The organism is Streptomyces sp. NPDC060000 (assembly GCF_042737375.1).
Lineage (GTDB): Bacteria > Actinomycetota > Actinomycetes > Streptomycetales > Streptomycetaceae > Streptomyces.
The window spans coordinates 16,793-40,827 of sequence record NZ_JBHWUU010000042.1; the positions used below are offsets into that span (position 1 = coordinate 16,793).

The following is a 24,035-nucleotide window of genomic DNA, read 5'->3' on the forward strand; positions in this document are numbered from 1 at the left end:
TGTCAACTACGCATGGATCAAGAGACGTTGACGGCCGACCAGGCCGCCGCCACCGCCTTGTACTCGGTGCTGGTGGTGCCGCCGTACAGCGCCGAGGCCGCGCTCAGCGTGCCCGTCCGCGCCGACTTGTAGTTCGTCGTCGACGTGAAGTAGGTCGTCAGCGCCTTGTACCAGATCTGGAGCGCCTTGTCGCGGCCGATACCGGTGACCGTGGTGCCGTTGGACGTGGGCGAGTTGTAGCTCACACCGTTGATCGTCTTCGAACCGCTGCCCTCCGAGAGGAGGTAGAAGAAGTGGTTCGCGACGCCGGACGAGTAGTGGACGTCCTTGTTGCCGACGGTGGAGGACCAGGAGTCCGCCGAGCCGCCGTCCTTGCTGGGCTTGTCCATGTAGCGCAGCGGGGTGCCGTCGCCGTTGATGTCGATCTTCTCGCCGATGAGGTAGTCACCGGGGTCGGAGGCGTTGGCTGCGTAGAACTCGACGCCCGTGCCGAAGATGTCGGAGGTCGCCTCGTTCAGGCCGCCGGACTCGCCCGAGTAGTTCAGGCCCGCGGTGTTGGCGGTGACGCCGTGGCTCATCTCGTGGCCGGCCACGTCCAGCGAGGTCAGCGGGTCGAGGTTGCCCTCGCCGTCGCCGTAGGTCATGCAGAAGCAGCTGTCGTCCCAGAACGCGTTGACGTACGAGCTGCCGTAGTGGACGCGGGAGTACGCGCCGACACCGTTGTTCTTGATGCCGCTGCGGCCGAACGTCGACTTGTAGAAGTCCCAGGTCTCCTGCGCGCCGTAGGCGGCGTCGGCGGCCGCCGTCACGTCGGTGCTGGAGCTGGAGGCGGCACCGGTGCCCCACGTGTTGGTGGTGTTGGTGAACAGCGTGCCGGTGCCCGAGCTGGTGCCGTGCTTCAGGTTGTACGTCTTGTGGCCGCCGCGCGAGGCGTCGGTCAGCGAGTACGTCGTGCCCGACAGTGTGGTGGTGAGGCTGACGGTGCCCGAGTAGAGGGTCTTGCCGGTGCCGGTCGCGTTCTCGATGCCCTGGTACTCGTAGAGCTTCTTGCCGGTGGCCGCGTCGGTGATGACGTGCAGCTCACTCGGGGTGCCGTCGTCCTGGAGGCCGCCGACGACCGTCTCGAAGGCGAGGACCGGGGTGCCGTTGGCGGCCCAGATCACCTTGCGGGGGGCCTGGTCCGCCGAGGTGGACTCGGAGCCCGCGGTCTTGGCGGCGGTCAGCGCCTGCTTCTCGGCCTTGGCGACGGCGACCTTCGGGGTCAGCGTGGCCACCTTGATGGTGGCCGGGTTGGCCTTGGTGACGCCCTTGGCCGCACCGCTCGCGGACTCGTGGACGACGAGGTCGCCGCCGAGGACCGGCAGGCCCGCGTAGGTGCGCTCGTAGCGGGTGTGGACCGTGCCGTCGGCGTCCTTCACGACGTCCTTGACGACCAGCTTCTCCTTGGTGCCGAGGCCTATCGTCTGGGCGGTCTCGGGCGCGTCGGCCTGCTGCTGCTTGATCAGCGTCGTGCGGGCGGCGGCCGACAGCTGGACCGGTGCGGCCAGCGGGACCGACTTGCCGTTCGACTCCGCCGGGGTCTGGGCGGCGGCGGTACCGGAGGCCAGTCCGGTGGTGACCAGGGCTCCGGCCGCGACGGCGGTGGCGATGGCCAGGGTGGTGCGCTTGTGACGCGCGTAGAGGGAGGTCACACAAGCTCCTTGGGTGTGGGGGTGCCGGGCCAGCGTGGGGCGGCTGTCCGTGACGGTTGTGAAGTTGTGCGGCGGGTGACAGGAAGACTGGCATCAAGGCGCGTACATGTCATGACCCCGAAGTGATGTTGGCTGAAAATCAACGGCCGGATGAACATTGCCGGAATGTAAACGGACTTGATCCCGGTAAAAGGCCAACAGGGCGCGGGTAAGGCACCGGCAAAAAAGGGGACGCCGTCCCGGGGAGTCGAACCTCCGGGACGGCGCCCTGTGCGATGCCTTTCGGGTGGCTGTGCGCAGCCCGTGCGGGCGCGGGACCTACGGGAAGGTCAGCTTGAAGCTGTTGATGTAGCCGGTGTCCTGGGCCGCGTTGTCCTGGACCCTCAACTTCCATACACCGTTGGCCACTTCGGAGGAGGCGTTCACGGTGTACGTGGTGTTGATGTTGTCCGTGCTCCCGCCGGTGCCGTACGCCTTCAGCGTGTACGCCGTGCCGTCGGGGGCGACCAGCTGCACCTGGAGGTCACCGATGTAGGTGTGGACGATGTCGACCGCCACGGCGAGGTTCGAGGGAGCGTTCCCGGTCCGGCCGGAGACGGTGACCGAGGAGGTGACCGCGGCCCCGTTGTCCGGAATCGATACGTCGGTGGTGTTCTCGAAAGAGGTGCCACCGCCGCCGCCCCCGCCGGAACGGGCGCCGACCGCGACGCCGGCCCACGCGTCCTGCACCGCCTTGTACTCGGTGGAGGTCGTGCCGTACAGCTCACCGGCCGCGGCGAGCGTGCCGGTGCGGGCCGCCGCGTAGTTGGTGGTCGAGGTGAACTTCGTGGTCAGCGCGCGGAACCAGATCTTCTCCGCCTTGTCGCGGCCGATGCCGGTGACCGGAAGGCCGTCCGCGGTCGGCGAGTTGTAGCTGACGCCGTTGACGACCTTGGCGCCGCTGCCCTCGCTCAGCAGGTAGAAGAAGTGGTTCGCCGGGCCGGACGAGTAGTGGACGTCCACCGACCCGATCCCCGAGTACCAGCTGTCCTTCGACGCGCCGTCCTTGCTCGGCTTGTCCATGTACCGCAGCGGCGTGCCGTCGCCGTTGATGTCGATCTCCTCGCCGATGAGGTAGTCACCGACGTCCGAGGGGTTCGCCGCGTAGAACTCGACCGCGGTGCCGAAGATGTCCGAGGTGGCCTCGTTCAGGCCGCCGGACTCGCCGGAGTAGTTCAGCCCCGCCGTGTTCGAGGTGACGCCGTGCGTCATCTCGTGGCCGGCCACGTCGATGGCCGTCAGCGGGTGGGTGTTGCCCGAGCCGTCGCCGTACGTCATGCAGAAGCAGCCGTCGTCCCAGAACGCGTTGACGTACGCGTTGCCGTAGTGCACGCGTGAGTACGCGCCCACGCCGTCGCCCCTGATGCCGCTGCGGCCCTGCACGTTCTTGTAGTAGTCCCAGGTGAGGGCCGCGCCGTAGTGCGCGTCGGCGCCCGCGGTCTCCGCGTTGGAGGCGGCGCCGTTGCCCCAGACGTCGTCGGGTCCGGAGAAGAGCGTGCCGGTTCCGGAGGTGCCCCGGTTGAGGTTGTACGTCTTGTGGCCGCCGCGCGCGCCGTCGGTCAGGTTGTACGTCGACCCGGACTGCGTGGTGCCGAGCGTCACCGTGCCGCTGTACATCGTGTTGCCGGTGCCGGTCTCGATGCCCTGGTACTCGTAGAGCTTCTTGCCGGTGGCCGCGTCGGTGACGACGTGCAGCTCGTTCGGGGTGCCGTCCTCCTGGAGGCCGCCGACGACCGTCTCGTACGCCAGGACCGGTGTGCCGTTCGCCGCCCAGATCACCTTGCGCGGAGCCTGGTCGGTCTCCGCCTTCGCGGCACCGGCGGCCGTGGCGAGGCTCAGTGCCTGCTTCTGCGCCTTGGCCGCGCTGAAGGTCGGTGACAGCGAGGCGACCTTGATGGCGGCGCGGGTGGCCTTGGTGACGCCCTCGGTGGCGCCGGACTTCGCGGTCTGGACGACCAGGTCGCCCCCGAGGACCGGCAGTCCGCCGTAGGTGCGCTCGTAGCGGGTGTGCAGGGTGCCGTCGGCGTCCTTGACGACGTCCCGGACGACGAGCGCCTCCTTGGCGCCGAGTCCCAGCTCCTTGGCGGTCGCCGCCTTGCCGGTGTCCGCCTCGTGTATCAGCGCGGCTCGCTGGGCGGGGGTGAGGCGCACCGACTCGGCGCCCGGGGCGGCCCGACCCGCCGCGTGCGGTGCCTTCACCGGGGCGGCGCTCGCGGCGCCGGACTGCACGGCGGCCGCGATGAGCGCGGAGACGCCGACGAGGGCGACGGCCGCGGCACGGCGGGGGGTGGTGTGGGGGGTGCGTCTGCGAGAGGGACTGCTGCTCAACACTGACTCCTTCTGCGCGGCCACGGGACACGCGGCCGGGGGAGACCCGACGGCCGGTGAGCCGTGCGGGCACGACAAGGCGGTACGCAGAACAAAGGCGGAACGTGGAGCGTGCGCATGGAGCGGGTGAAGCTGTGGGGTTGCTGTGAACCAGCAGTGGGAAGAGTGGCAGTGGATTGCGCTGTCTGTCAGGAGCGCGTCAGGAAGTTGGCCGGAAACTGTTCGTTGTCCGATAATTCATGTTCGATATGCGGACCTGTGGTTTCCGGGGCGCGATCCCCTCAGGGAACAGGGGTTCGCGGCGCCGGACCGCCTTCCGCGGGCTCCCCGTGCCACGTCCGCCAGAGCGCCGCGTACGCCCCGCCCACAGTCACCAGCGCCTCGTGCGTGCCGAGTTCGGTGAGACGGCCGTCCTGCATGACGGCGACCCGGTCCGCGTCGTGCGCGGTGTGCAGCCGGTGGGCGATGGCGATGACGGTCCGGCCCCGGAGCACGGCGGCCAGGGCGCGCTCGGTGTGCCGGGCGGTCGCCGGATCCAGCAGGGCCGTCGCCTCGTCCAGGATCAGCGTGTGCGGGTCGGCCAGCACCACCCGGGCCAGGGCGAGTTGCTGGGCCTGCGAACCGTCCGTACGGCAACCGCCCACGCCCAGCGCGGCGTCGAGGCCGCCGGGCAGTTCCCGGACCCAGTCGGCCGCGCCGACCGCGGTCAGCGACGCCCACAACTGCGCGTCATCGGCGGCGGGTTCGGCGATCAGCAGGTTGTCGCGGACCGTGCCGAGGAAGACATGGTGCTCCTGCGTGACGAGCACGACCTGCCGGCGCAGCGTCCGCGGCGCCAGGTCCGAGACCGGCACCCCGCCCACCGTCACCGTGCCCGCGCTCGGCGCGTCCACGCCGGCGAGCAGCCTGCTCAGCGTGGTCTTGCCCGCGCCGGACGGGCCGACCACCGCGAGCCGCTCCCCGGGCCGCACCGTCAGGTCGACCCCGCGCAGCACCTCGCCGCCGTGCTCGTAGGCGTACCGCACGCCCGTCACGTCGATCCGGTCGTCCGCCGGGGCGGGCGCCTCGCCCTCCGGCTCGGCGCGCGGCGCCCGGGCCAGGCCCTCCACCCGGGCGAACGAGGCGCCGCTGCTCTGGAACTGCTCGACGCGCAGCAGGATCTGGTCGAGCGGTTCGCTGAACTGCCGCAGATACAGCGCGCCCGCGACCACCGCGCCCAGGCTCATCGCACCGCGCGCGTGCAGCGCGCCGCCCACCAGCAGCACGCCCGCCACCGGCAGCGAGTACGACACCTCGATCACCGGGAAGAACACCGAGCGCAGGTGGAGGGTGCGCAGGCGGGTGCGGCGCGAGGCATCCAGCGCGTCCCGGCTCGCCGCAGTCCGCCGTTCCTGGAGCCGGAACGCCTCGACCGTCCGCGCCCCGGACGCGGTGGCGGCGACGATCTCGGCGACCTCGGAGGTGGCCGCGCCCTCCGCGAGATAGGCCGCGCGGGCCCGCCGCAGATACCAGCGCAGCGCGAACCAGATCGGGGTCAGCCCCAGCACTCCGACCGCCCCGAGCAGCGGGTCGATCACGAACACCGCGCCGAGTGTGAACAGCGCCTGGACCGTGCAGACCAGCAGCTCGGGCCCGGCGTCCCGCAGGGTCGCGCCCACGGCCGCCACGTCGGCGGTGCCGCGCGTGGTCAGGTCGCCGGTGCCGGCCCGCTCGACCACCGACGCGGGCAGCGCCAGCGCCCGCCCGACGAACTCCTCCCGCACCCGCGCCAGCGTCCGTTCACCGAAGCGGTGCCCCGCGTACCGGGCCCAGCGCGCCAGCAGCAGCTGCGCGACCGCGCAGGCCAGGATGACCGCCGCCAGCCGGTCCACGGCCCCGGTGCCGTGCCCGGCCCGCACCTCGTCGATGATCCGCCCCAGCAGCCACGGACCGGCCAGCCCGGCCCCGGCGGCGAGCACGTTCAGGGCGAGGGTGCCGGTGAAGGCCCGCCGGTCGGCCCGCAGCAGCCGGGCCGCCGCCCGGCGCACCTCGGCCGGCTCGGCGACCGGCAGCCGTCCCGAGCCCCCGTCCGCCACCGTCATCGCACAGCCTCCCCAGCACCCTGGCCGGCACCCGTACCTGCACTCGTGCCCGCATCGGCGCCGGCACCGGCACCCGTACCTGCACTCGTGCTCGTACCCGCACTCGTGCCCGCATCGGCGCCGGCACCGGCACCCGTACCTGCACTCGTGCTCGTACCTGCACCCGTGCCCGCATCGGCGCCCTGGTCCGCGCCCTCGATGTCAGTCGGGCTTGCATCCGTGCCCGCGCCCGTTCCCGCACTGGGACCCTGGTGCGCGCCGGTACCGGCGCCCTGGCCCGCGCCTGCTCCCATTCCCGGACCGCCACCCTGGTCCGTGCCCGGACCGCCCCCCTGGTCCGCGCCCGTGACGGCGCTCGTGCCCGCACCGGCGATCCGGTCCGCACCGGCGAGCCGGTCCGCGGCCGTGACGGCGCTCGTGCCCGCACCGGCGATCCGGTCCGCACCCTGGTCCGTGTCCATGTCCTCACTCGTATCCAAACCCGTATCCACACCCGTGCCCGTGCCCGTGCCCGTGTCCGGATCGGGGTCGTCGGTGTCCCGTGCCACCAGGGACCGGTAGCCCGGTTCCCGTTCCAGCAGGTCGTGATGGCGGCCGGTCGCCGCGACCTTCCCGTCGACCAGGTAGTGCACGGTCTCCGCCCGGGCGAGGACCAGCGGGGAGGTGGTGGTCACGACCGTGGTCCGGCCGGCCCGAGCCGCGCGCAGCCGCTGGGCGACCGCCGCCTCCGTGTGTGCGTCGAGCGCCGACGTCGGCTCGACGGCCAGCAGCACCTCCGGGTCGGCGAGCAGCGCCCGCACCAGCCGTACCCGCTGCCGCTGACCCCCGGAAAGGCTGCGGCCCTGCGCGGTCACGGGCGACCCGAGCCCCTCCGGCAGGCCCTGCACGATGTCGTCGGCCGCCGCCGCCCACACCGCCCGTGCGGCCTCCGCCTCGGAGGGCTCGCGCCGTCCGCCCACGATCTCGCGCAGACTCCCGGCGAACACGTCGGCCTCGTTGTCGGCGACCAGGATCGCGGCCCTGACCTGGTCCAGCGGGATGGCGTCCAGCCGTACCCCGCCCCAGGTGGCGTCCGAGGGGCCGTACCGGCCGAGCCGGTCCACGACGGCGGTCACCTCCGTGTGCCGCGCGCCCACCAGCGCGGTCAGCCGGCCCGGCGCCACTCGTACACCCGAGGCGGGATCGATCAGCACCGCCGGCTCGACTGGGGCGTCCGCGACCCCGGCACCGGCACCGGCCCCGGCACCGACACCGGCCCCGGCGCCGACGGCGGTGTCGGGGTCCGGCTCCAGCCGCAGCAGGCTCACGACGCGCCGGGCGGCCACCACACCCCGGCTGAGCTGGTAGCCCATGTCCACGAGGAACGCCACCGGGCCGATCAGGACCGCGACATAGCCGTACACCGACACCAACTCGCCGACCGTCATGTCCCCCTGGGCGGCGAGCCGGGCCGCCAGCCAGGTCACCACGGCGAGGAACAGCGTCGGCAGGCCCATCCCGAGCGCCTGCATCCAGCTGGTGACCGAGCCGACCCGGTAGCCCTGCGCCCGCAGCCGCTGCGAGTCCCGGCCGAAGGAGTCCGCGAACAGTTCCTTGCCGCCGAGCCCGTTGAGCACCCGCAGTCCACCCGCGAGATCGCCGATCCGCGCGGTGAGCACCCCCTGCCGCTCCCGGTACTCGGCCTCCGTGCCCTGCAACCGTGACATCAGCGGCCCGACCAGCACCGCGACCACCGGCATCCCCAGCAGCACGACCGCCGCGAGCAGCGGTGACACCGACAGCAGCAGCCCGGCGACGAAGACGTAGACGACGACCGAGCCGACACCCGGCCCGACCACCGTCAGCGCGCCCGCGATCGTGTGCACGTCGCTCACCCCGATGGTGACGACCTCCCCGGTCCCCACCTGGCGCGGCAGCGCGGCGCCGAGCCGCACCGTGTGCCCGACGACGACCTTGGTGGTGCGCAGGTAGGCGTCCATGCGCACCCGGGTCATCGTGCGGTGCCGCATGATGCTCACCCACGCGTTGAGCGCGCCCACGACGAACAGGGCCGTCGTCCAGCCCGCCAGCGCGGCCGTGTCACCGGGCTCGAGACCGTCGTCCACCGCCTTCGACAGCAGGTACGGCGCCGCGGCCAGCAGCACCATCCAGACGCTGGCCAGTACCGCCCCGGCCAGCGCCCGCCAGGGCTGGCAGCGCACCAGCCACGCCAGGTACGCCCAGCCGCCGCGGCGGTCGGGCGTGCCGGGATCCTCGTACGCGTCGATCATCCGTCCCCCTGTCCGCTGTTCCCGGTGTCCGGCGGCGGTGCGCAACCCTGGCCCGGTCGGCGCTGCCGGAGGTCACCGAGGGCGAGGACGGCGCACTGCAACGTCTGGATTTCAGCGCACGGTCATGAGCACCCCGGCCCGCAACACGGCAGGCAGCCCTTGCGCGTTCGGCGGGCGCTGCCGCTTCACACCGCTGTTTCCGTAATGATCACTCGGGTACCGCCTCCGGCTGCGCCGCGTCCTGGGGAAGCAGCAGACGCAGATCCTCCACCCCGGGAGCGGACATCGCGCTGAGGCGGCGGGCCTGTCGTGTCATCAGGCCCTCCAGGACCTGGCGGGCAAGCCGCGCGTTGCCGAAGGAGCGGTTTCGCGGCAGCGACTCGAAGTAATTCCGCAGCACCTGACCCGTACCCGGCCCGCACTCGTACCCGGCCGCGACCGCGTGCTGCCGCACGATGGTGACCAGTTCGTCCGAGGAGTAGTTGGGGAACTCCACCCGGCGGGAGAACCGGGAGGACAGGCCCGGGTTGGAGGAGAGGAATCGCTCCATCTCCCCGGTGTAACCGGCGACGATGACCACCACCTCTTCCCTGTGGTCCTCCATGAGCTTCAGCAGGGTGTCCACCGCCTCCTGCCCGAAGTCGGAACCGGAGCCCGGTCCTGTGGGGGTGAGGGTGTATGCCTCGTCGACGAACAGCACGCCCCCCAGGGCCCGTTCGAAGACCTCGCGGGTGAGCTGCGCGGTGTGGCCGACGTAGCGGCCGACGAGGTCTGCGCGAGCCACCTCGACGAGCTGGCCCCGCGGCAGCACACCCAGTGAGACCAGCAGCTCACCGTAGAGCCGGGCGACGGTGGTCTTGCCGGTTCCCGGCGGGCCGGTGAAGACCAGGTGGTGGCTGATGCGCGGTGCGGGCAGCCCCGCGGCCTCCCGCTGGCGGGCGATGGACAGCAGGTTGACGAGGTCGGTGACGTCCCGCTTGACACCGGCCAGGCCCACCATGTCGCCGAGGAGGGCCAGCGGGTCGTGGTCCGGTTTGCCGGCCGCGGTCTCGCCGGACACGGCGCGAGCGGCCTCCTCCCCGACGTCCTCGGGCAGCAGCAGCTGGAGGTCCTGCTCCGTCATGTCCGCGCGTGCGGCCAGCCGCAACGCCTGCCGGTCCACCATCTGTTCGAACACCTGGCGTGCGGCGCGGCCGTTGCCGAAGGCGGCGTCCCTCGGCAGGCGTTCGAAGTGCACGCCGAGTGCGTTCCGCGTGCTGTCGTCGAGCGCGTACTGGTGCCCCGCGCACATGCTTTCCACGATCGACACCAGTTCGGCCACCGAGTAGTTCTCGAATTCCACCGTGCGGGAGAAGCGGGAGGCCATGCCGGGATTGGAGGCAAGGAACGCCTGCATCTCGGCGGAGTAGCCGGCGGCGACCACCACCACGTCGTCGCGGTGGTCCTCCATGAGCTTGAGGAGAGTGTCGACCGCTTCCCGTCCGAAGTCGGCGCCGGAACCGCGGCCGTCGGACAGCAGGGTGTAGGCCTCGTCGATGAACAGCACCCCGCCCAGTGCGCGGTTGAAGGCCTCGGTGGACTTGATGGCGGTGCCACCGATGACCTGCGCCACCAGGTCGGCCCGCGAGACCTCGACCAGGTGTCCTGAACGCAGTGCACCGAGCTCTGCCAGGATCGTGCCGTACAGCCGGGCCACAGTGGTCTTGCCGGTACCGGGCGGGCCCGCGAACACCAGGTGGCGGCCCATCGGCGGGGCGGACATGCCGAGCCGGGCGCGACGCTGGGCCAGCTGTGTCAGGTTGACCAGTGTGCGGACCTGTTTCTTCACGTTGGCCAGACCGATGAGCGCGTCGAGGGCCGCGAGTGGCCCGTCCTCACGGGTGAGCCAGCCGTCGTCGCCCGCCGTGCCGCCGTCCCCGGCACCCTCGGTCTCCCCCGAGTCCCAGGCGTCCCGTTTCCCGTTGCCGGCGCTGACCAGCCCCTCGACGGCGAGTCGCTGACCGGGCCGGGACCGGACGAGCCCGCTGCCGCCGTTGTCCCGAACGGTGCAGTTGACGACGGAGACGGGATCGGTGGACTCGACGCGGAAGCCGTCCGCGGCGCTGCCGCTGATCTCGCAGGCGCTGAACGAGCCACGGCCGCCGTCAGCGATCAGGACGCCGTGCCGGCCGCTGCCGCCCACCCGGACACGGGTGGCGGTCGTCTCCCCGCCCTGGTCGACGGCGATCCCGCACTCCTTGGCGTCGGCGATCTCAAGATCCCGTACGGTCAGGACCGAGTCGGCGCCGATCGACAGGCCGGTTTCGGCGGTCGTGCCGATGGTGCCGCCGCCGACGTAGACGTTGCCGCCGCCCTCGACCCGGATGCCGCAGCGGCCGGCCTGGTCGACGGCACAGTCCTCCAGTCGTCCCCGGCCGTCCTTCGCGACCTCCACACCATGGCCGCGCGGAGAGTTGATGCGCGCCCGGCGCACCAGCGGGTTGGCGCCGGTACGTATGGAGATGCCGGTTTCCAGGGCGTCGATGACCTCCAGCCGGTCCAGCTCGGCCGTCGACTCCTCCTCCAGCAGCACCGCGGTCTGCGCACAGTCCCTGACGGTCAGACCGACCAGAACGGGGGACGCCAGACCGGTCACTCTCAGCGCGGGCGCCTGCGCGGAGTCCAGCCAGCAGTCCTCGAAGGTGCCCCGGCCGCGATCGGTGACCAGCAGCCCATGGCTCTTGGTCCGCGTGGTACGGCAACGCCGCAGCAGCGGGTCGCTACCGCCGCCGACCGCGATGCCGACGCCGGTGGTGCCGGTGACCCGTACGTCCTCAAGTACCGTACGGGCCTGGCTGGTGAGGTACACGCCCGTGCTCGTGTCGTGCACCACGGTGCGCAGTACCCGGGTCGTGCTGCGGCCTTCCAGCGCGATGGACGGTTTGTCGGTCGAGGCGATGTCGCACTCCTCGATCGCCCCCTGCGCCTCTCCGTTGGCGAGCACGCCGTTGCCACGGGCGTCGCGGATGGTGCAGCCACGTACCGTGATCCGGCCGCGCTCGCCGATCACCACCCCTGAGGTGCCGAGGTTCTCGATCGTGCAGGACTCGACGGAGCTGTCGACCGCGGAGGTGGCCACGACTCCCGCGCCGCGCGAATTGCTGACCCGGCAGTCCCGCAGGGCGAGCGAGCCCGTGCCCTGGGCCAGCAGGGCGGTCCAGGCAGCGCCGATGATCTCGCAGCCCTCCATCGCCACCTGTCCGCGCGGGGCGTCGACGACCGGCAGTTCTTCGTCGCGGCCGCGCAGCACCAGGTCGGTGAGCATCACCGCTTCCCCCCTGAGCACGATCACGCTGCCACGGCGCGGCGCGATCTCCACCGTGCCGAGAGACTGCTCCGCCACGATGGTGACCGGGGTGGTGATCGTCAGGTTCTCCGCATACGTACCGGGAGACACTCGGACGATGGCCCCGCTGCGCGCCCTGGCCAGAGCCTCACCGATCGTCCGAAAGCCCTCCGGCCGGTCCGGGCTGACCGTGAGTACCTGGCGTGACACGCGGTTACCTCCTCTTTCTGGCACCGCAGGACCATGGGGCCGGGTACCGGGGACGGGCAGCACAATCATGCCGGGCATCGAGGTGACGATCCAACGGCGTACGGAGAAACGCAGGCGGGAAGAGCCGTCTCCGCATGGGAAAAGGCTCGTTCACGGCCCTGCGGACCGGCTGACGCGGCGGTGGGTGCGGCTCACTCCGGGCGCCGACCGGTGAGGCGGCCAGGGTGGACGGTGCGGCAGGTCAAGGGCCCTCGGAGTCCGTCGGGCCGGGCTTCTCCCGGCTCGACGTGCCCGACGGCTCGGGCGCGAACTGCGTCATGAGGGCGTCCACCAGCCGCAGCACGCCGTCGACGTCGGTGTTGTCGGGATCGGCGATCCAGGACAGGACGAGTCCGTCGAAGAGGGAGGACAGGAACTGCCCGACGACGGAGGTGTCAGCGGGCAGTTGCGCCTTGGTGGCGGCGGTCCAGGCGGACGCCCCTTTGACCGCGACCTGTCGGTAGGCGGTGTACTGCTCCTCCGCCAACGCGGCCGACTTGGGCTTCCGCAGTGCCCAGGTGGTCATCTCGTACGTCATGATCAGGTGGCCGCGCTTCACCTGCTCGATGATGCGGAAGAACTCCCGAAACTGGTCGAGCAGATCGTTTCCGCCTTCGATGGCCGCCATGGAGGCGCTCCGTATCGAGCCGAGATTGGCGGCGGCCACCTCGTGGAAAAGCTCGTCCTTGTCCGCGAACCAGTAGTGGACGAGGCCGCCGGGCACCCCTGCCTCTTCGGCGATCCGGCGGGTGGTCGCCGCGGCGACCCCGTCTCTGGCGATGACCCGGTAGGCGGCTTCGATCAGCTCGCTGCGTCGACGGTCATCACTGCGCCGGTTCGGGTTGCGTGTGTCGCCCACGGCCCCAGTCTTCCACATTCCCAATTCGGCACTTCGCACTCGGTTTGCCCGATGTCGTGGGGGCGGGCGGCGGAGTCCCGGCACGGGCGAACGGAGACTGAACCCGACTGATCGTTACGCCTAGGATGCCTGCCATGTGCCGACCCGGGCTCCGACACCTGCTCTTGGCTCTTCTCCTTCTGATGTCCGCGTCCACGGCCGTGATCATGACGCCACCGGCCGCCGACGCCGCTTCCGGCGGCACTGTACGGCTGCCCGTGCTGCCGTCGCGGCTGGCCGCCGGGGCCGCGTGCACCGGCGGCTCCGCCGAGGTGTTCTCCGCGGTGCCGTGGGAGCAGCAGAACCTGCAGCTCGCCGGTACCTGGCGGTTCGGCGGCGGTGCCGGGGTGACCGTGGCCGTCGTCGACACGGGAGTCTCGCTCAAGGCACCCGCTCTGGCGGGCCGGGTCACCGCGGTCGGCGGGGCGGGCGAGGACTGTGTGGGTCACGGCAGTTTCGTGGCCGGGCTGATCGCTGCGGCCCCCGCGAGGGGCGTCCGCTTCGCCGGCGTGGCCCAGCAGGCCCGCATCCTGGCCGTCCGGGGCACGGACGACCGCGGCACGGCGACCGGCACCACGGTCGCGGACGGGATCCGGGCAGCGGTGGACGCCGGGGCCGAGGTCATCGAGGTGTCCCCGGCCCTGTCCCAGGATTCCGCCGGACTCAGGAGCGCCGTCTCCTACGCCGCCGGACACGACGCCCTGATCGTGGCCGCCGCGGTTCCCGACGCCGCCGATGACGCCACCTCCTCGGCCCCGCCGGCCAGGGACTACTGGCCCGCGGCCGATTCCGGCGTGCTGTCCGTCATCGACGCCGACGCGCAGGGCGAGCGGCCGGAGAGGGCGTACCGGCCCCGCAGCGCCGACCTTGCCGCACCGGGTGACGGCGTGCTCGGCATCGCCCCCGAGGGCAAGGGACACTTCATCGGCTCGGGCGCGTCACTCGCCGCCGGCTATGTCGCGGGTACGGCCGCCCTGGTGAGGTCCGCCCATCCCGCGCTGAGCGCCGCGGAGACCGCGCGGTGGCTGACCACCACCGCCTACCCGGCCGACGTTCCCCGGCTCGATCCGTTCGCCGCCCTCACCTCGGTGCCCGGCGCCCCTGCCACCCGGGCCGCGCCGCACAGCGGCTCCGCTCCGGTGCGTCTGGCGACGGATGAGAGCGGCGCCCGCGCGACACGACGCGCCCTGTTGCTGGCCGGGGCGGGCGGCGGCCTGGTCCTGGTGGTCGTGTGGGCCGCCGCGGTGGTGCCGCGGGGGCGGGCCCGCGGATGGCGCCCGGCGCGGGACGAGGCGCCCACGCGCTGAGCGCCCGCCGGTTCGTCCGGTCAGCTCGCGGACCAGGTGGGGGTGGTCCACTTCTGGGCGGCGGTGCCGTTGCAGGTGTAGAGCTGCAGCTTGGTCCCGGACGCGGCGGAACCCCCGGTGGCGTCGAGGCACTTGCCGGACTGCGGGTTGACCAGGGTGCCGTTGCTCAGCGTCCACTTCTGCGCGGCGGTGCCGTTGCAGGTGTACAGCTGGACGGCGGTTCCGTCGGCCGTACCGCCGCCGGATACGTCCATGCACTTGAAGAGGGCGTGGACGGTGCCGTCGCCGGCGAGCACCCAGTTCTGGAAGTTTCCGCCGCTGCACGGGTACAGCTGCAGTCGCGCACCGTCGGTACTGGCGGCTCCGGTGACATCCACGCACATGCCGCCCGGTCCGGTGATGTCCCCGGAAGCGGAGTTGCCGATGCCGTCCGACTGCAGGCTGCCGGTGCTGCCCACGGCGACCGCTGTCGCCGACTGGCAGTTGGTGCTCCTGACGGGCGATGAACTCGCGGCGGTGACGCTGCCCCCGCCGGAGGCGTCGACGCCGGTGGGCCTGCCGAAGAAGGCGGTCGAGTAGGGCTCGTCGGCGCAGGTCGCGGCGGAGTTGCTCCAGTCGAAGTACTCGGTCCAGTCGATCATGTTGGTGGTCTCGATGGTGGCGTCCGTGCCCACCCGGAGGGAGCCGAGGTCGAACGAGGTGCCGGCGGTGGCGTCGCGGATGGTCGCCTTGTACCAGCCGCTGCCGGTGGAGGCGATGACGCTCAGGATGGTGTGTCCGGCGGGGAAGGCCGCGCTGAGCCGGCAGGTGTAGCCGGTCCCGCCCTCCTCGAAGGTCTGGCAGTAGGTGCCGGAGTCCCCGGCCTGGGCGGCGCCGGCGTCCCACAGCGAGAACAGGTACGTGCCGCCGCCGCCGCGGAGTCGCTGCATGCCGACGTAGCCGGAGGAGCCGTCACTGAGCGCGAACTGGTGGGCCCAGTAGACGTTTGCCCGTCCGGGGTCGTTCAGCACTGTGGTGCTGAACGTGACCGAGCTGAGATGGGAGACGCCGGACCACGAGTAGTACGTGTAGGTGCCTGGGGTGGTGCCGTTGGCGGAGGCCGGGGGCGCCAGCACCATGGTGATGCCGAGTGCGGCTGCCACCAGCGAGGCCAGTAACGAGGCTCGCCGGCGAAGAAGCTTACGCATAGGGGGTGTTCGGCCCTTCGGTCGTTCTCTGGATGCTTGGTGACTCGGCTGCCGGCGGCCGGCCTGCCGCACCGGGAGCCGACGGGGCTGCTCCGGCAAGGTGCGGTGTGGATGCGGACGCACGGCGGCCGAGAGGTGTGTCGCGAGACGGGTGATGTCCGGTGATGCGCCGTTCAGTGGTGTGTCACCTGGCGGTACGGGGATCACCGGCCCCTGACGGCCTGATCCTGACCGGCCGTGTCAGCCCCGAGACGTCACTCCCGGGGTCTGTGCGCCGCGCGATTCGGGAGCGACGCGGGGGTACGGTACCAGGCCCCGGCGGCCGTCCCACCAGGGTCACGCCCCGTCCGGCTCCTCCTCGGGGCCGGTCTCCTGCAGGGCTGTCTGGATGAGTACGGCCTTGCGGCGGGCGATGTGCAGCGCGCGGCCCGGCGGCAGGTTCCGCGGCTTCACGTTGCCGAAGACGTAGCCCTCCGAGGGCGGGCAGGACATCAGCAGGCCCGGGGTGTTGACCTCGTCCAGGCGCCTGAGCAACTGGTCGTTCAGGCCCCGGCCGGCGCCGGTCGCGGACCGGGTCACCACCAGGTGCAGGCCCGTCTCGTGCCCCATGGCCAGGTGTTCGAGGAGCGGGGCGAAGGGGTGGGCGGAGAGGTTGCTGCCGATCATGTCGTAGTCGTCCACGAGCACGAACAGCCGAGGGCCCGACCACCAGTCCGCCCGGCGCATCCGGGCCGGGGTGATGTCCGGTCCGGGAAGACGGGTGCTGATGGCGCGGGCCGATCCGGTGACCAGCTCCCGCAGGGCGTCGGTCGACACCGCGTGCCCGAGCCGGTACTCCTCCGGCACCGCCTCGACCAGTCCACGCCGGTAGTCCACCACCAGGATGCGGGCTTCGGCCGGGCTGTAGCGGGCGGTGACCGCCGAGGCGACCAGCCGGAGCAGGTTGGTCTTCCCGCTCTCGGTGTCGCCGATGCCGATCAGGTGCGGTGTACGGCTGAAGTCGTGCCAGACCGGGGACAGTCTCTCCTCGTCGAGCCCCAGCGCCATCCGCAGCCCTTCCGCCCGTTCCGGCCGCGGCAGCTCCGCGGCGGGCAGCCGGTGCGGCAGCGTGCGCACGGGTGGCGCGGAAGGGCCGGACCAGTGCCCGGCGACCTGCTCCACCAGCGCGGCGACCCCGTCGGCGAGGTCGTCCGCGCTCTCCTGGCCGTCGATGCGCGGCAGTGCCGCCAGGAAGTGCAGCTTGCCGCCGACCGTCAGACCGCGGCCGGGGCTGCGCGGGACGGTGGCCGCTTTGCGGATGTCGACCACGGAATCCATGGTGTCGCCCAGCCGCAGCTCCAGCCGGGTGGCCACCTGGTCGCGCACCTGGGCCGACAGCTCCAGCCAGCGCGCGGTGGAGACGACCAGGTGGATACCGTAGTTCAGGCCACGGGCCGCGAACTGGTTGAAGGTCGGGACGAGTGCGTCGAAGTCCTGACGCACGGTGGACCAGCCGTCCACCACCAGGAAGACGTCACCGTGCGGTTCGTCCGGGAACTCCCCGGCCGCGCGGCGCCTGCGGTAGGTGGCCATCGAGTCGATGCTGTTGTCCAGGAAGAGCTGCTCACGGTGATCGAGCACCGCGGTGACCTCGGCCACCGTCCGGTTGATCCGCTCACCGTCGAGCCGGTTCGCCACCCCGCCGACGTGGGGCAGTCCGGCCAGTCCGGCCAGCGTGCCACCGCCCAGGTCCAGGCAGTAGAACTGCACCTCGCGTGGGGTGTGGGTGAGTGCGAGCGCGGCGATCAGGGTGCGCAGCACCGTCGACTTGCCGCTCTGTGAACCACCCGCGACGGCCAGGTGGCCGCCGCTTCCCGACAGGTCCACCACCAGCGGGTCGCGCCGTTGCTCGAACGGCTTGTCCACCAGGCCGACCGGCACCTTGAGGCCTCCGGCCCCGGACCGGCCGGTGGGGCTCAGCCCGCGCTGCGGGTCCGGGGCCAGCCCCGGCAGCAGTGCGTCGAGGGTGGGCGGCAGGCCCAGCGGCGGCAGCCACACCTGGAGGGCCGGCGGCCCGGCGTCGCGCATCCGGTCCACGGCCACCGACAGCAGGGAGACGCCCTCCTCGCCCTCGTCGGCCTCCGGCTCCGGCTCCGGCAGCTGAGCCGGTGCACGCGGCACCACAAAGCCGCTCGTCCACGGAACGACCTGGCTGGCGACCCGGGCCTGGACCACCGCGCCCCGGCGCTGCCGGTACGCCCCGGAGACGTACGCCGCCCGGAACCGGGTCAGCGCCTCCACCCCGCTCTTCAGGAAGCCGGAGCCCGGCTGCGACGGCAACTGGTATGCGTCCGGGACCCCCAGAACCCCGCGGCTCTCCATGGCCGAGAACGTGCGCAGACCGATGCGGTACGACAGGTGGCTCTCCAGTTGGTGCATACGCCCCTCGTCCAGGCGTTGCGAGGCCAGCAGCAGATGCACCCCGAGGGAGCGGCCCAGCCGGCCGATCATCACGAACAGCTCCATGAACTCCCGGTGCGCCGCCAGCAGTTCGCTGAACTCGTCGACCACGACGAAGAGGCTCGGCATAGGCGCCAGAGGCGTTCCCGCCGCGCGGGCCTTCTCGTACTCCAGCGCGGAGGTGTAGTTGCCGGCCGACCGCAGCAGTTCCTGGCGCCGCATCAGCTCACCGTGCAGGGCGTCCTGCATCCGCTCCACCAGGGCCACTTCGTCCGACAGGTTGGTGATCACCGCCGAGGTGTGCGGCAGCCCGTCCAGGCCGAGGAAGGTGGCCCCGCCCTTGAAGTCCACCAGGACGAAGTTCAGCGTCTCAGAGGAGTTGGCCAGCGCCAGGCCCACCACCAGGGTGCGCAGCAACTCGCTCTTGCCCGAGCCGGTCGCGCCGATCAGCATGCCGTGCGGGCCCATGCCGCCCTGCGCGGCCTCCTTGATGTCCAGCTCCACCGGGACACCGTCGGCGCCCACCGCGACCGGCACCCGCAGCCGTGCCGCACCCGTGCCGCGCTCCCACAGGGTGGCGGGATCGTGACGGTACAGGTCGGGGATGCCCAGCAGGGTCGTCAGCTCCACATCGTTGGCCATCGGCTCGGCGGCGTCGGCGGTCAGGCTCATCCGGTACGGCGCGAGCATCCTGGCCAGTGCCTCGGCGCCGCCCGGACCTATCGAGTCGGGACGTCCCAGCAGGGTCGCCTGCTCCTTGCGGCTCCGGTCGGTGCGCACCAGCCGCACCCCGTCCGGCTGAACGTCCAGCCGCAGCGTGGTGCGTCCCGGACGCCACCGCAGGGCGTCCGACACATCGAACACGACCGTGTTGCGGAGCCCCGGACCGTCCAGCCGGTGCCCGGCCGGGACCTGGACCCCGTCCACCACCAGTACGGTGAGCGGCTCCTCCCGGCCCGGCAGGGCCTCGGGGTCGAAGGCCGGCCGCTCGGTCAGCTCCGCCCCCAGCAGTTCCTCCAGGCCGTTGAAGTCCGACGCCACCATGCGGGCGGGCCCGGCGCCGTCCTGCTCGTACGGGTGCAGGTTGTGCGGCAGCCACTTGGCCCACTCCCACTCGGCCCGGCGCTCGTCGCTGACGCACAGCGCGATCCACAGGTCCTCGGGCGCGTGGAACAGGGCCAGCTGGCACAGAGCGGCCCGCACCATGTTCCGTACCGCCTTCTCGTCGCCGCGCAGCAGCACCCGGGACCAGGACCGCAGGTACAGCGCGATCGGCTGATCCGGCACGGTGCTGTAGGCGCGGACGAACCGCCGCAGCGCGTGCGCGGCTATGGGGTCGAGGTCCTCCACCGGTTTGGTGGACAACGGGGACAGCCGCAGCGCCAGCTGCTGGTCCCCGACGGCAATCCGGACCTCGGCGAAGTCGTCGTCCCTGCCCCGGCGTTCCCACAGCCGGGTGGTCCGCACGAGCGAACGCAGTGCCACCGGCGCCGGATGGCGCCACGCCAGCGCCAACTGCTGCTCGATCACCGACCGGTGGACCCGCCGCCGGATCTGAGCCAGGTAGCGCAGGTAGTCCCGGCGCTCGCCGCGAAGGCGCTGCTTGCGCTCGCTGCTCTTGCGCATCACCTGGCCGATCATCATGGCCCCGGAGGCCATGACCATCATGCCCAGGGCGACGTAGGTGAGCACGTCGCTGCTCCCGCCGGGCCGGATGAACGCCAGCATCATGGAGACGGACATCATCGCCATGGGCAGATAGGTCCAGACCGCGGAGGTGTCCGGAACCGTCTCCGGCAGGGTCGGCGGCTCCTGGAGGCTCAGTTCGCCCTCGGGCATGTCCGGGCCGCGTCGGCGAGCAGGGCGGCGGAACAGGACGACACTCAAGAACGGGCTCCTTACGGCGGCGCCGGGCCCGCGGGCGCATGGCTCACGGTGGGCGGGCTGGCGGGGCAGGGGTGCGCGGGGCCGGATGCGCGGGCCGGACCGGCGGACGGAAGAGTTCCCGGCCGTCAACGCCGGTCCCGGGTCTCAGTAGTCTGCATCTGATCAACACTCAGAGCCAAGCTCATCGGATGACATTCCTGGGAAGCGTGGTCCCTATCCAATGACCGACACCTCGGTGGCAGGCCTGTGCCACCTCACCGTCCGAGCTCCTGCCAAGACCATCGACCTGGCGGTACCCGCCGACGTACCGGTCACCGACCTCCTGCCGACCGTGCTGCGTTACTCGGGTGAGGGCCTGGAGGAAAACGGCCTGGACCACGGCGGCTGGGTGCTGCAACGTCTCGGCGACCGCCCACTGGACGACGAAGGCACCCTGGCGACACTGGACTTGAGGGACGGCGAGGTCCTGTATCTGCGACCGCACGCCGACGCGCTGCCCGAGGTGCGGCTCGACGACCTGGTCGACGGGATCGCCGACGTCACACGGGAACGGCTGCACGGCTGGAGTCCGCAGGCCGGCCGCCGTCTGCTGCGCGGCATGGTGGTGGTCGCCGTACTGACCGCCCTGGGGGTACTGGCCTGGCCGGGCGGCCCTGAAGGCCCCCGCGCGCTGACCGCCGCCGCGGCCGGGCTGCTGCTGCTCGCCGGCGCCGCGTCGGCCGGACGGGCGGTGGGCGACGCGGCAGCCGGTGCGACGCTGGGCTTCATGGCGGCGCCCAGCCTGGCGCTGGCCGGCTGGCTGCTGCCCGGCGGCGACATATCCGGCCCGCAGGCCCATCACGTGCTGGGTGCCCGGCTGCTGGCGGCGGGCGCGGCGGGCGCGGGCGGAGCCGTGCTGGCACTGACCGCGGCGGCCGTCTACACCCCGCTCTTCATCGCCACCGCCATGGTGGCGATCGTCTCCGCGGCTGCCGGAGCACTCATGAGCGTCCTGGACATGCCCGTGGACAGCGCCGCCGCCGCGGTGACCACCGCGGTCGTCCTCCTCGGCGGCTTCGTACCCGTCCTGGCCTTCCGGCTCGCCGGGATGCGGATGCCCGCCCTGCCCACCAACCCCGGGCAGTTGCAGGAGGGCATCGATCCCTACAACGGACAGGACGTCGCCATCCGGACCGAGCTGGCCGGCGGCTGGATGACGGCCCTGTACGGGGCGACCGGCGTCATCTGCGCCGGCTGCCTGGTCGCCCTGGTCCGCCGGCCCAGCCTTCCCGAACTGCTTACCGGCGCGGTGCTGTCGCTGCTCCTGCTGCTGCACGGGCGGGGCATGGTCAACGTCTGGCAGCGTCTGGCCCTGGTGGTGCCGGGCCTGTGGGGCATCGTCCTGCTGCTCGTCTGCGCCGCCGCGGAGCTCGCCCCGGCCGACCGTCCGGCGCTGGCCGTGGGGCTGCTGGCGCCGGCCGCCGCGCTGACCGTGGCCTCCTGGACGGTCCCGGGCCGCCGCATGCTGCCCTACTGGGGTCGCGCGGCCGAACTGCTCCACTCGCTCCTGGCGATCGCCCTGCTGCCGCTGACGCTGTGGGTGTCCGGCGTCTTCGGTGCCCTCCGTGCGATCAACGGCTGACCAGGCCAGAACCGGGAGGAACCAGATCCAATGCAGTCCAAGCGCGACCAGGTCCAGGCCCACACCTTCGTCATGGGCAGACTCACCTCCGGCATGCTGCTCGCCGACCCGGACGCTCCGGAGAGCCCGCTGGGACGTACCACCCGGGGGACTTTGACCGGATTCATCGTCTGCGTGCTGATCTCGGCCGGCGCCCTCGTGTACGGGCTGATCTCGCCCGGCGACAACACCTCCTGGCGGACCTCCAACGGCCTCATCGTCAACCGGGAGACCGGCGCCCGCTACCTGTACCTCGACGGCCGCCTGCGGCCGGTTCGCAACTACGCCTCGGCTCTGCTGATCGGCGCCGGTGAGCTGAGGACCACCGACGTGCGTACCGCTTCACTGCTCGGCACGCCCGTCGGGACCCCGGTGGGCATCACCGGCGCCCCGGACTCCGTACCGGCGGCAGACGACCTGGACGGCGGCCCCTGGCAGGTCTGCTCCACCGTAGGCGTCATCGAGGGAGCCGACGGCGGAGGCGCCACCGCGACCGCCGTCACCACCCTCGTCGTGGGTGCCCCCGTGACGGGCCAGGCGGTGGCCGCCGGCCAGGCCCTCCTCGTGGCCGGCCCCGACAAGCAGGCATACCTGGTCTGGCAGGGCAGCCGGCTCCGGCTGGACAAGGACTCCGGCGCCGCCGTCTCCCTCGGCTACGGCTCCGTGACGCCGCGTCCGGTGTCCGCCGCCTTCCTGGACGCCCTGGTCTCCGGCCCCGATCTGGCCTCGCCCGCCGTACCGGGCCGCGGTACCGCCGGACCGTCGCTGGGCGGCCGGAAGAGCACCGTGGGACAGGTGTTCCTGGTGAAGGTGCCGGGCTCGGCCTCCCAGTACTACCTGCTGCGGAAGGAGGGATTCGTGCCGCTCACGGCCACCGGCGCCGCCCTCGTACTCGGTGATCCGACCACCCGCGAGAAGGTGTACGGGGGCGCGTCGCCCACCGCCGCGGCGCTCGGCGCCGACCTCCTCAGTGAGCATCTGGCTCCCGGGAACCAGGGCCGGTCCACGGCCTCCACCGGGCTGCCCGACTCCCCGCCCAGGGCGACCGCGGTGCCCGGGGAACTGTCCGCCTGCGCCCGGGTGCAGTCCGGCGACGGTCTCACCCGGATCACCACCGCGCTGGTGCCGCGGAGTTCGCTGACCCCGCTCACCCAGGCCGCGTCCGGGGAGTCGGTGGCGGCGTGCCTGCCGGTGGACGGCATCGTCGTCCGGCCGGGCCACGGTGCGCTCGTGAGAGCGCTCGGTGCGAGCGGCGCGACGGTGGGCGACACCACGTACTTCGTGGCCGACAACGGGGTGAAGTACCGGGTGCCCTCCGGCGCCGCGCTGAAGGCACTGGGGTACGCGGACGGCGACGTGGTGGCGCTTCCCTCGCCGCTGCTGTCCATGCTTCCGTCAGGGCCGGACCTGGACCCGGACGCTGCCGCCCGCAGCGGCTCCGCCCAGGTCACAGGACCTGCCTGCGGGACGGGTGCCGCAGGACCGGGGGGATCCTCGGGACCCACCGGGCCCGGGGCCGGGTCAGGCGCAGGGCCGCATGGCGGTCGCACGCGCACGGACAACGGTTGATCGAGACCGAAGGCTTAAATCTTCCTCAACTCGTCCGCACCCGCAGGACCGGCAGCCCTAGCATTTGGCCAAAGCTTCCGCGAGCGGCCCATCGCCGGAATGGCATGCCCATGGCGGGCCGGCGACCGGCGGGCAGGGTCACCTTCAGCTCCATGTGTCACCCCAACCCCCCAGCTGTGTCTATTATTTGGGCACTTGACCAGAACACTTGCCCAAGACACACTCGTTCGAAAATCAGGGCCTTGGCCAGCAGTTTGACGAGAGGAAAGCGTGATGGCAGGCGGCGGGCAGCAGTCAAGCGAAGTATCGACACGCAATGGCGTCCAAGCGCTGGAGATGGCCTTCAGCGGCATCGTCAAGTGCCGCCAGGACGTCGACGGCACCCGCGCGAACCTGTCGGTGGGCTACCAGGGCAGTGACGGTGGCCAGTTCGGCTCGCTGCTGAAGCAGTGGGACGACCAGGCCAACGTCATCCTGAAGAACCTCGAGTCGATGGTGGACGCGCTCAACCAGAGCCTGGCCGAGCACCACAAGACCCAGGGTTCGTCCAACGACGCCATCAATCAGGCGTACAGCCAGTCCCAGGCGGCGTTCGACCAGCTGATCGGCTGATCGGCCTTCCCCCTGCCCCGTCCCGACGACGTGAGAAGAGATCTCCTGATGTCCGAGATGGCCGACGGCTACATCTACGTCGACTACAACCACATGAACAACGCCGCCGATGACATGGTCGCGCAGACCAGGGCCATCGCCGGCATCCTGGCGAACCTGGAAGCGGAACTCGGAGAGCTCAAGAAGACGTGGTACGGCTCGGACGCCGACGTCTACCGGCAGAAGCAGGCCGCCTGGGACCAGGCGCTCGGCAACATGGAGCGGCTGCTCACCTCGCACGCCGGCCTGCTGACGGACATCTCCGGAAACTACAAGTACAGCGAGAACTCCCTGTCCCAGATGTGGTCGGCAGTCACCATCGGCCGCTGAGCCGCCGACCGCCCGTTCGTTCCGCCGTGGGGGGGGGGGCCGGCCCGCCCGGCAGGCCGCCGACAAGCAAACAAACCCCCAAAGCGAACGGATGGATCAATTAACCAGGGGGGGGGCGGAATGT

The 24,035-nt window shown here is 71.8% G+C and carries 12 protein-coding genes and 1 pseudogene; 5 read left to right on the top strand and 8 right to left on the bottom strand.

Annotation, left to right across the window (positions count from 1 at the left end):
* Nucleotides 1–17 precede the first annotated feature (17 nt).
* From ACFWBB_RS22230 to ACFWBB_RS22255, 6 genes and pseudogenes are all read right to left on the bottom strand, one after another.
* A complete protein-coding gene (locus ACFWBB_RS22230) occupies nt 18–1,691 on the bottom strand; it encodes a M4 family metallopeptidase (RefSeq protein WP_385275094.1) in 1,674 nt (557 codons plus the stop codon).
* A 318-nt stretch (nt 1,692–2,009) separates the two neighbouring features.
* Nucleotides 2,010–4,061 carry a M4 family metallopeptidase gene (locus ACFWBB_RS22235; RefSeq protein ID WP_385275097.1) on the bottom strand — a complete coding sequence of 684 codons (2,052 nt, stop codon included), beginning with the start codon at nt 4,059–4,061 and terminating at the stop codon, nt 2,010–2,012.
* Nucleotides 4,062–4,339: 278 nt separating this feature from the next.
* A complete protein-coding gene (locus ACFWBB_RS22240) occupies nt 4,340–6,139 on the bottom strand; it encodes an ABC transporter ATP-binding protein (RefSeq protein WP_385275100.1) in 1,800 nt (599 codons plus the stop codon).
* Between the two features lie 518 nt (nt 6,140–6,657).
* A pseudogene (locus tag ACFWBB_RS22245) lies at nt 6,658–8,409 on the bottom strand (ABC transporter transmembrane domain-containing protein); the annotation flags it as partial.
* A gap of 208 nt (nt 8,410–8,617) precedes the next feature.
* Complete coding sequence (locus tag ACFWBB_RS22250) at nt 8,618–11,944, bottom strand: right-handed parallel beta-helix repeat-containing protein (protein ID WP_385275103.1); 3,327 nt, start codon at nt 11,942–11,944, stop codon at nt 8,618–8,620.
* Between the two features lie 241 nt (nt 11,945–12,185).
* The gene (locus tag ACFWBB_RS22255; protein WP_385275106.1) at nt 12,186–12,842 is read right to left on the bottom strand and encodes a TetR/AcrR family transcriptional regulator; all 657 of its coding nucleotides are present in this window, start codon (nt 12,840–12,842) and stop codon (nt 12,186–12,188) included.
* Nucleotides 12,843–13,024: 182 nt separating this feature from the next.
* Here ACFWBB_RS22255 and ACFWBB_RS22260 point away from each other — a divergent pair, with 182 nt between their 5' ends.
* On the top strand, nt 13,025–14,188 hold the full coding sequence (locus tag ACFWBB_RS22260) for a S8 family serine peptidase (RefSeq protein ID WP_385275109.1): 1,164 nt from the start codon (nt 13,025–13,027) through the stop codon (nt 14,186–14,188).
* A 20-nt stretch (nt 14,189–14,208) separates the two neighbouring features.
* Here the strand turns inward: ACFWBB_RS22260 and ACFWBB_RS22265 are convergent, their stop codons facing one another.
* Nucleotides 14,209–15,330 carry a ricin-type beta-trefoil lectin domain protein gene (locus tag ACFWBB_RS22265; RefSeq protein WP_385275112.1) on the bottom strand — a complete coding sequence of 374 codons (1,122 nt, stop codon included), beginning with the start codon at nt 15,328–15,330 and terminating at the stop codon, nt 14,209–14,211.
* 381 nt (nt 15,331–15,711) lie between these two features.
* Nucleotides 15,712–19,653 carry a type VII secretion protein EccCa gene (gene eccCa, locus ACFWBB_RS22270; RefSeq protein ID WP_385275170.1) on the bottom strand — a complete coding sequence of 1,314 codons (3,942 nt, stop codon included), beginning with the start codon at nt 19,651–19,653 and terminating at the stop codon, nt 15,712–15,714.
* A 268-nt stretch (nt 19,654–19,921) separates the two neighbouring features.
* Here eccCa and eccD point away from each other — a divergent pair, with 268 nt between their 5' ends.
* The 4 genes from eccD (at nt 19,922) to ACFWBB_RS22290 (ending at nt 23,911) form a co-directional block, all read left to right on the top strand.
* Nucleotides 19,922–21,322 carry a type VII secretion integral membrane protein EccD gene (gene eccD / locus ACFWBB_RS22275; RefSeq protein ID WP_385275115.1) on the top strand — a complete coding sequence of 467 codons (1,401 nt, stop codon included), beginning with the start codon at nt 19,922–19,924 and terminating at the stop codon, nt 21,320–21,322.
* Between the two features lie 30 nt (nt 21,323–21,352).
* Nucleotides 21,353–22,930: a type VII secretion protein EccB gene (gene eccB, locus ACFWBB_RS22280; protein ID WP_385275118.1), complete on the top strand. Its 1,578-nt coding sequence runs from the start codon at nt 21,353–21,355 to the stop codon at nt 22,928–22,930.
* A 273-nt stretch (nt 22,931–23,203) separates the two neighbouring features.
* Nucleotides 23,204–23,542: a hypothetical protein gene (locus tag ACFWBB_RS22285; protein WP_385275121.1), complete on the top strand. Its 339-nt coding sequence runs from the start codon at nt 23,204–23,206 to the stop codon at nt 23,540–23,542.
* Nucleotides 23,543–23,590: 48 nt separating this feature from the next.
* On the top strand, nt 23,591–23,911 hold the full coding sequence (locus ACFWBB_RS22290; protein ID WP_385275123.1) for a WXG100 family type VII secretion target: 321 nt from the start codon (nt 23,591–23,593) through the stop codon (nt 23,909–23,911).
* Nucleotides 23,912–24,035 lie beyond the last annotated feature (124 nt).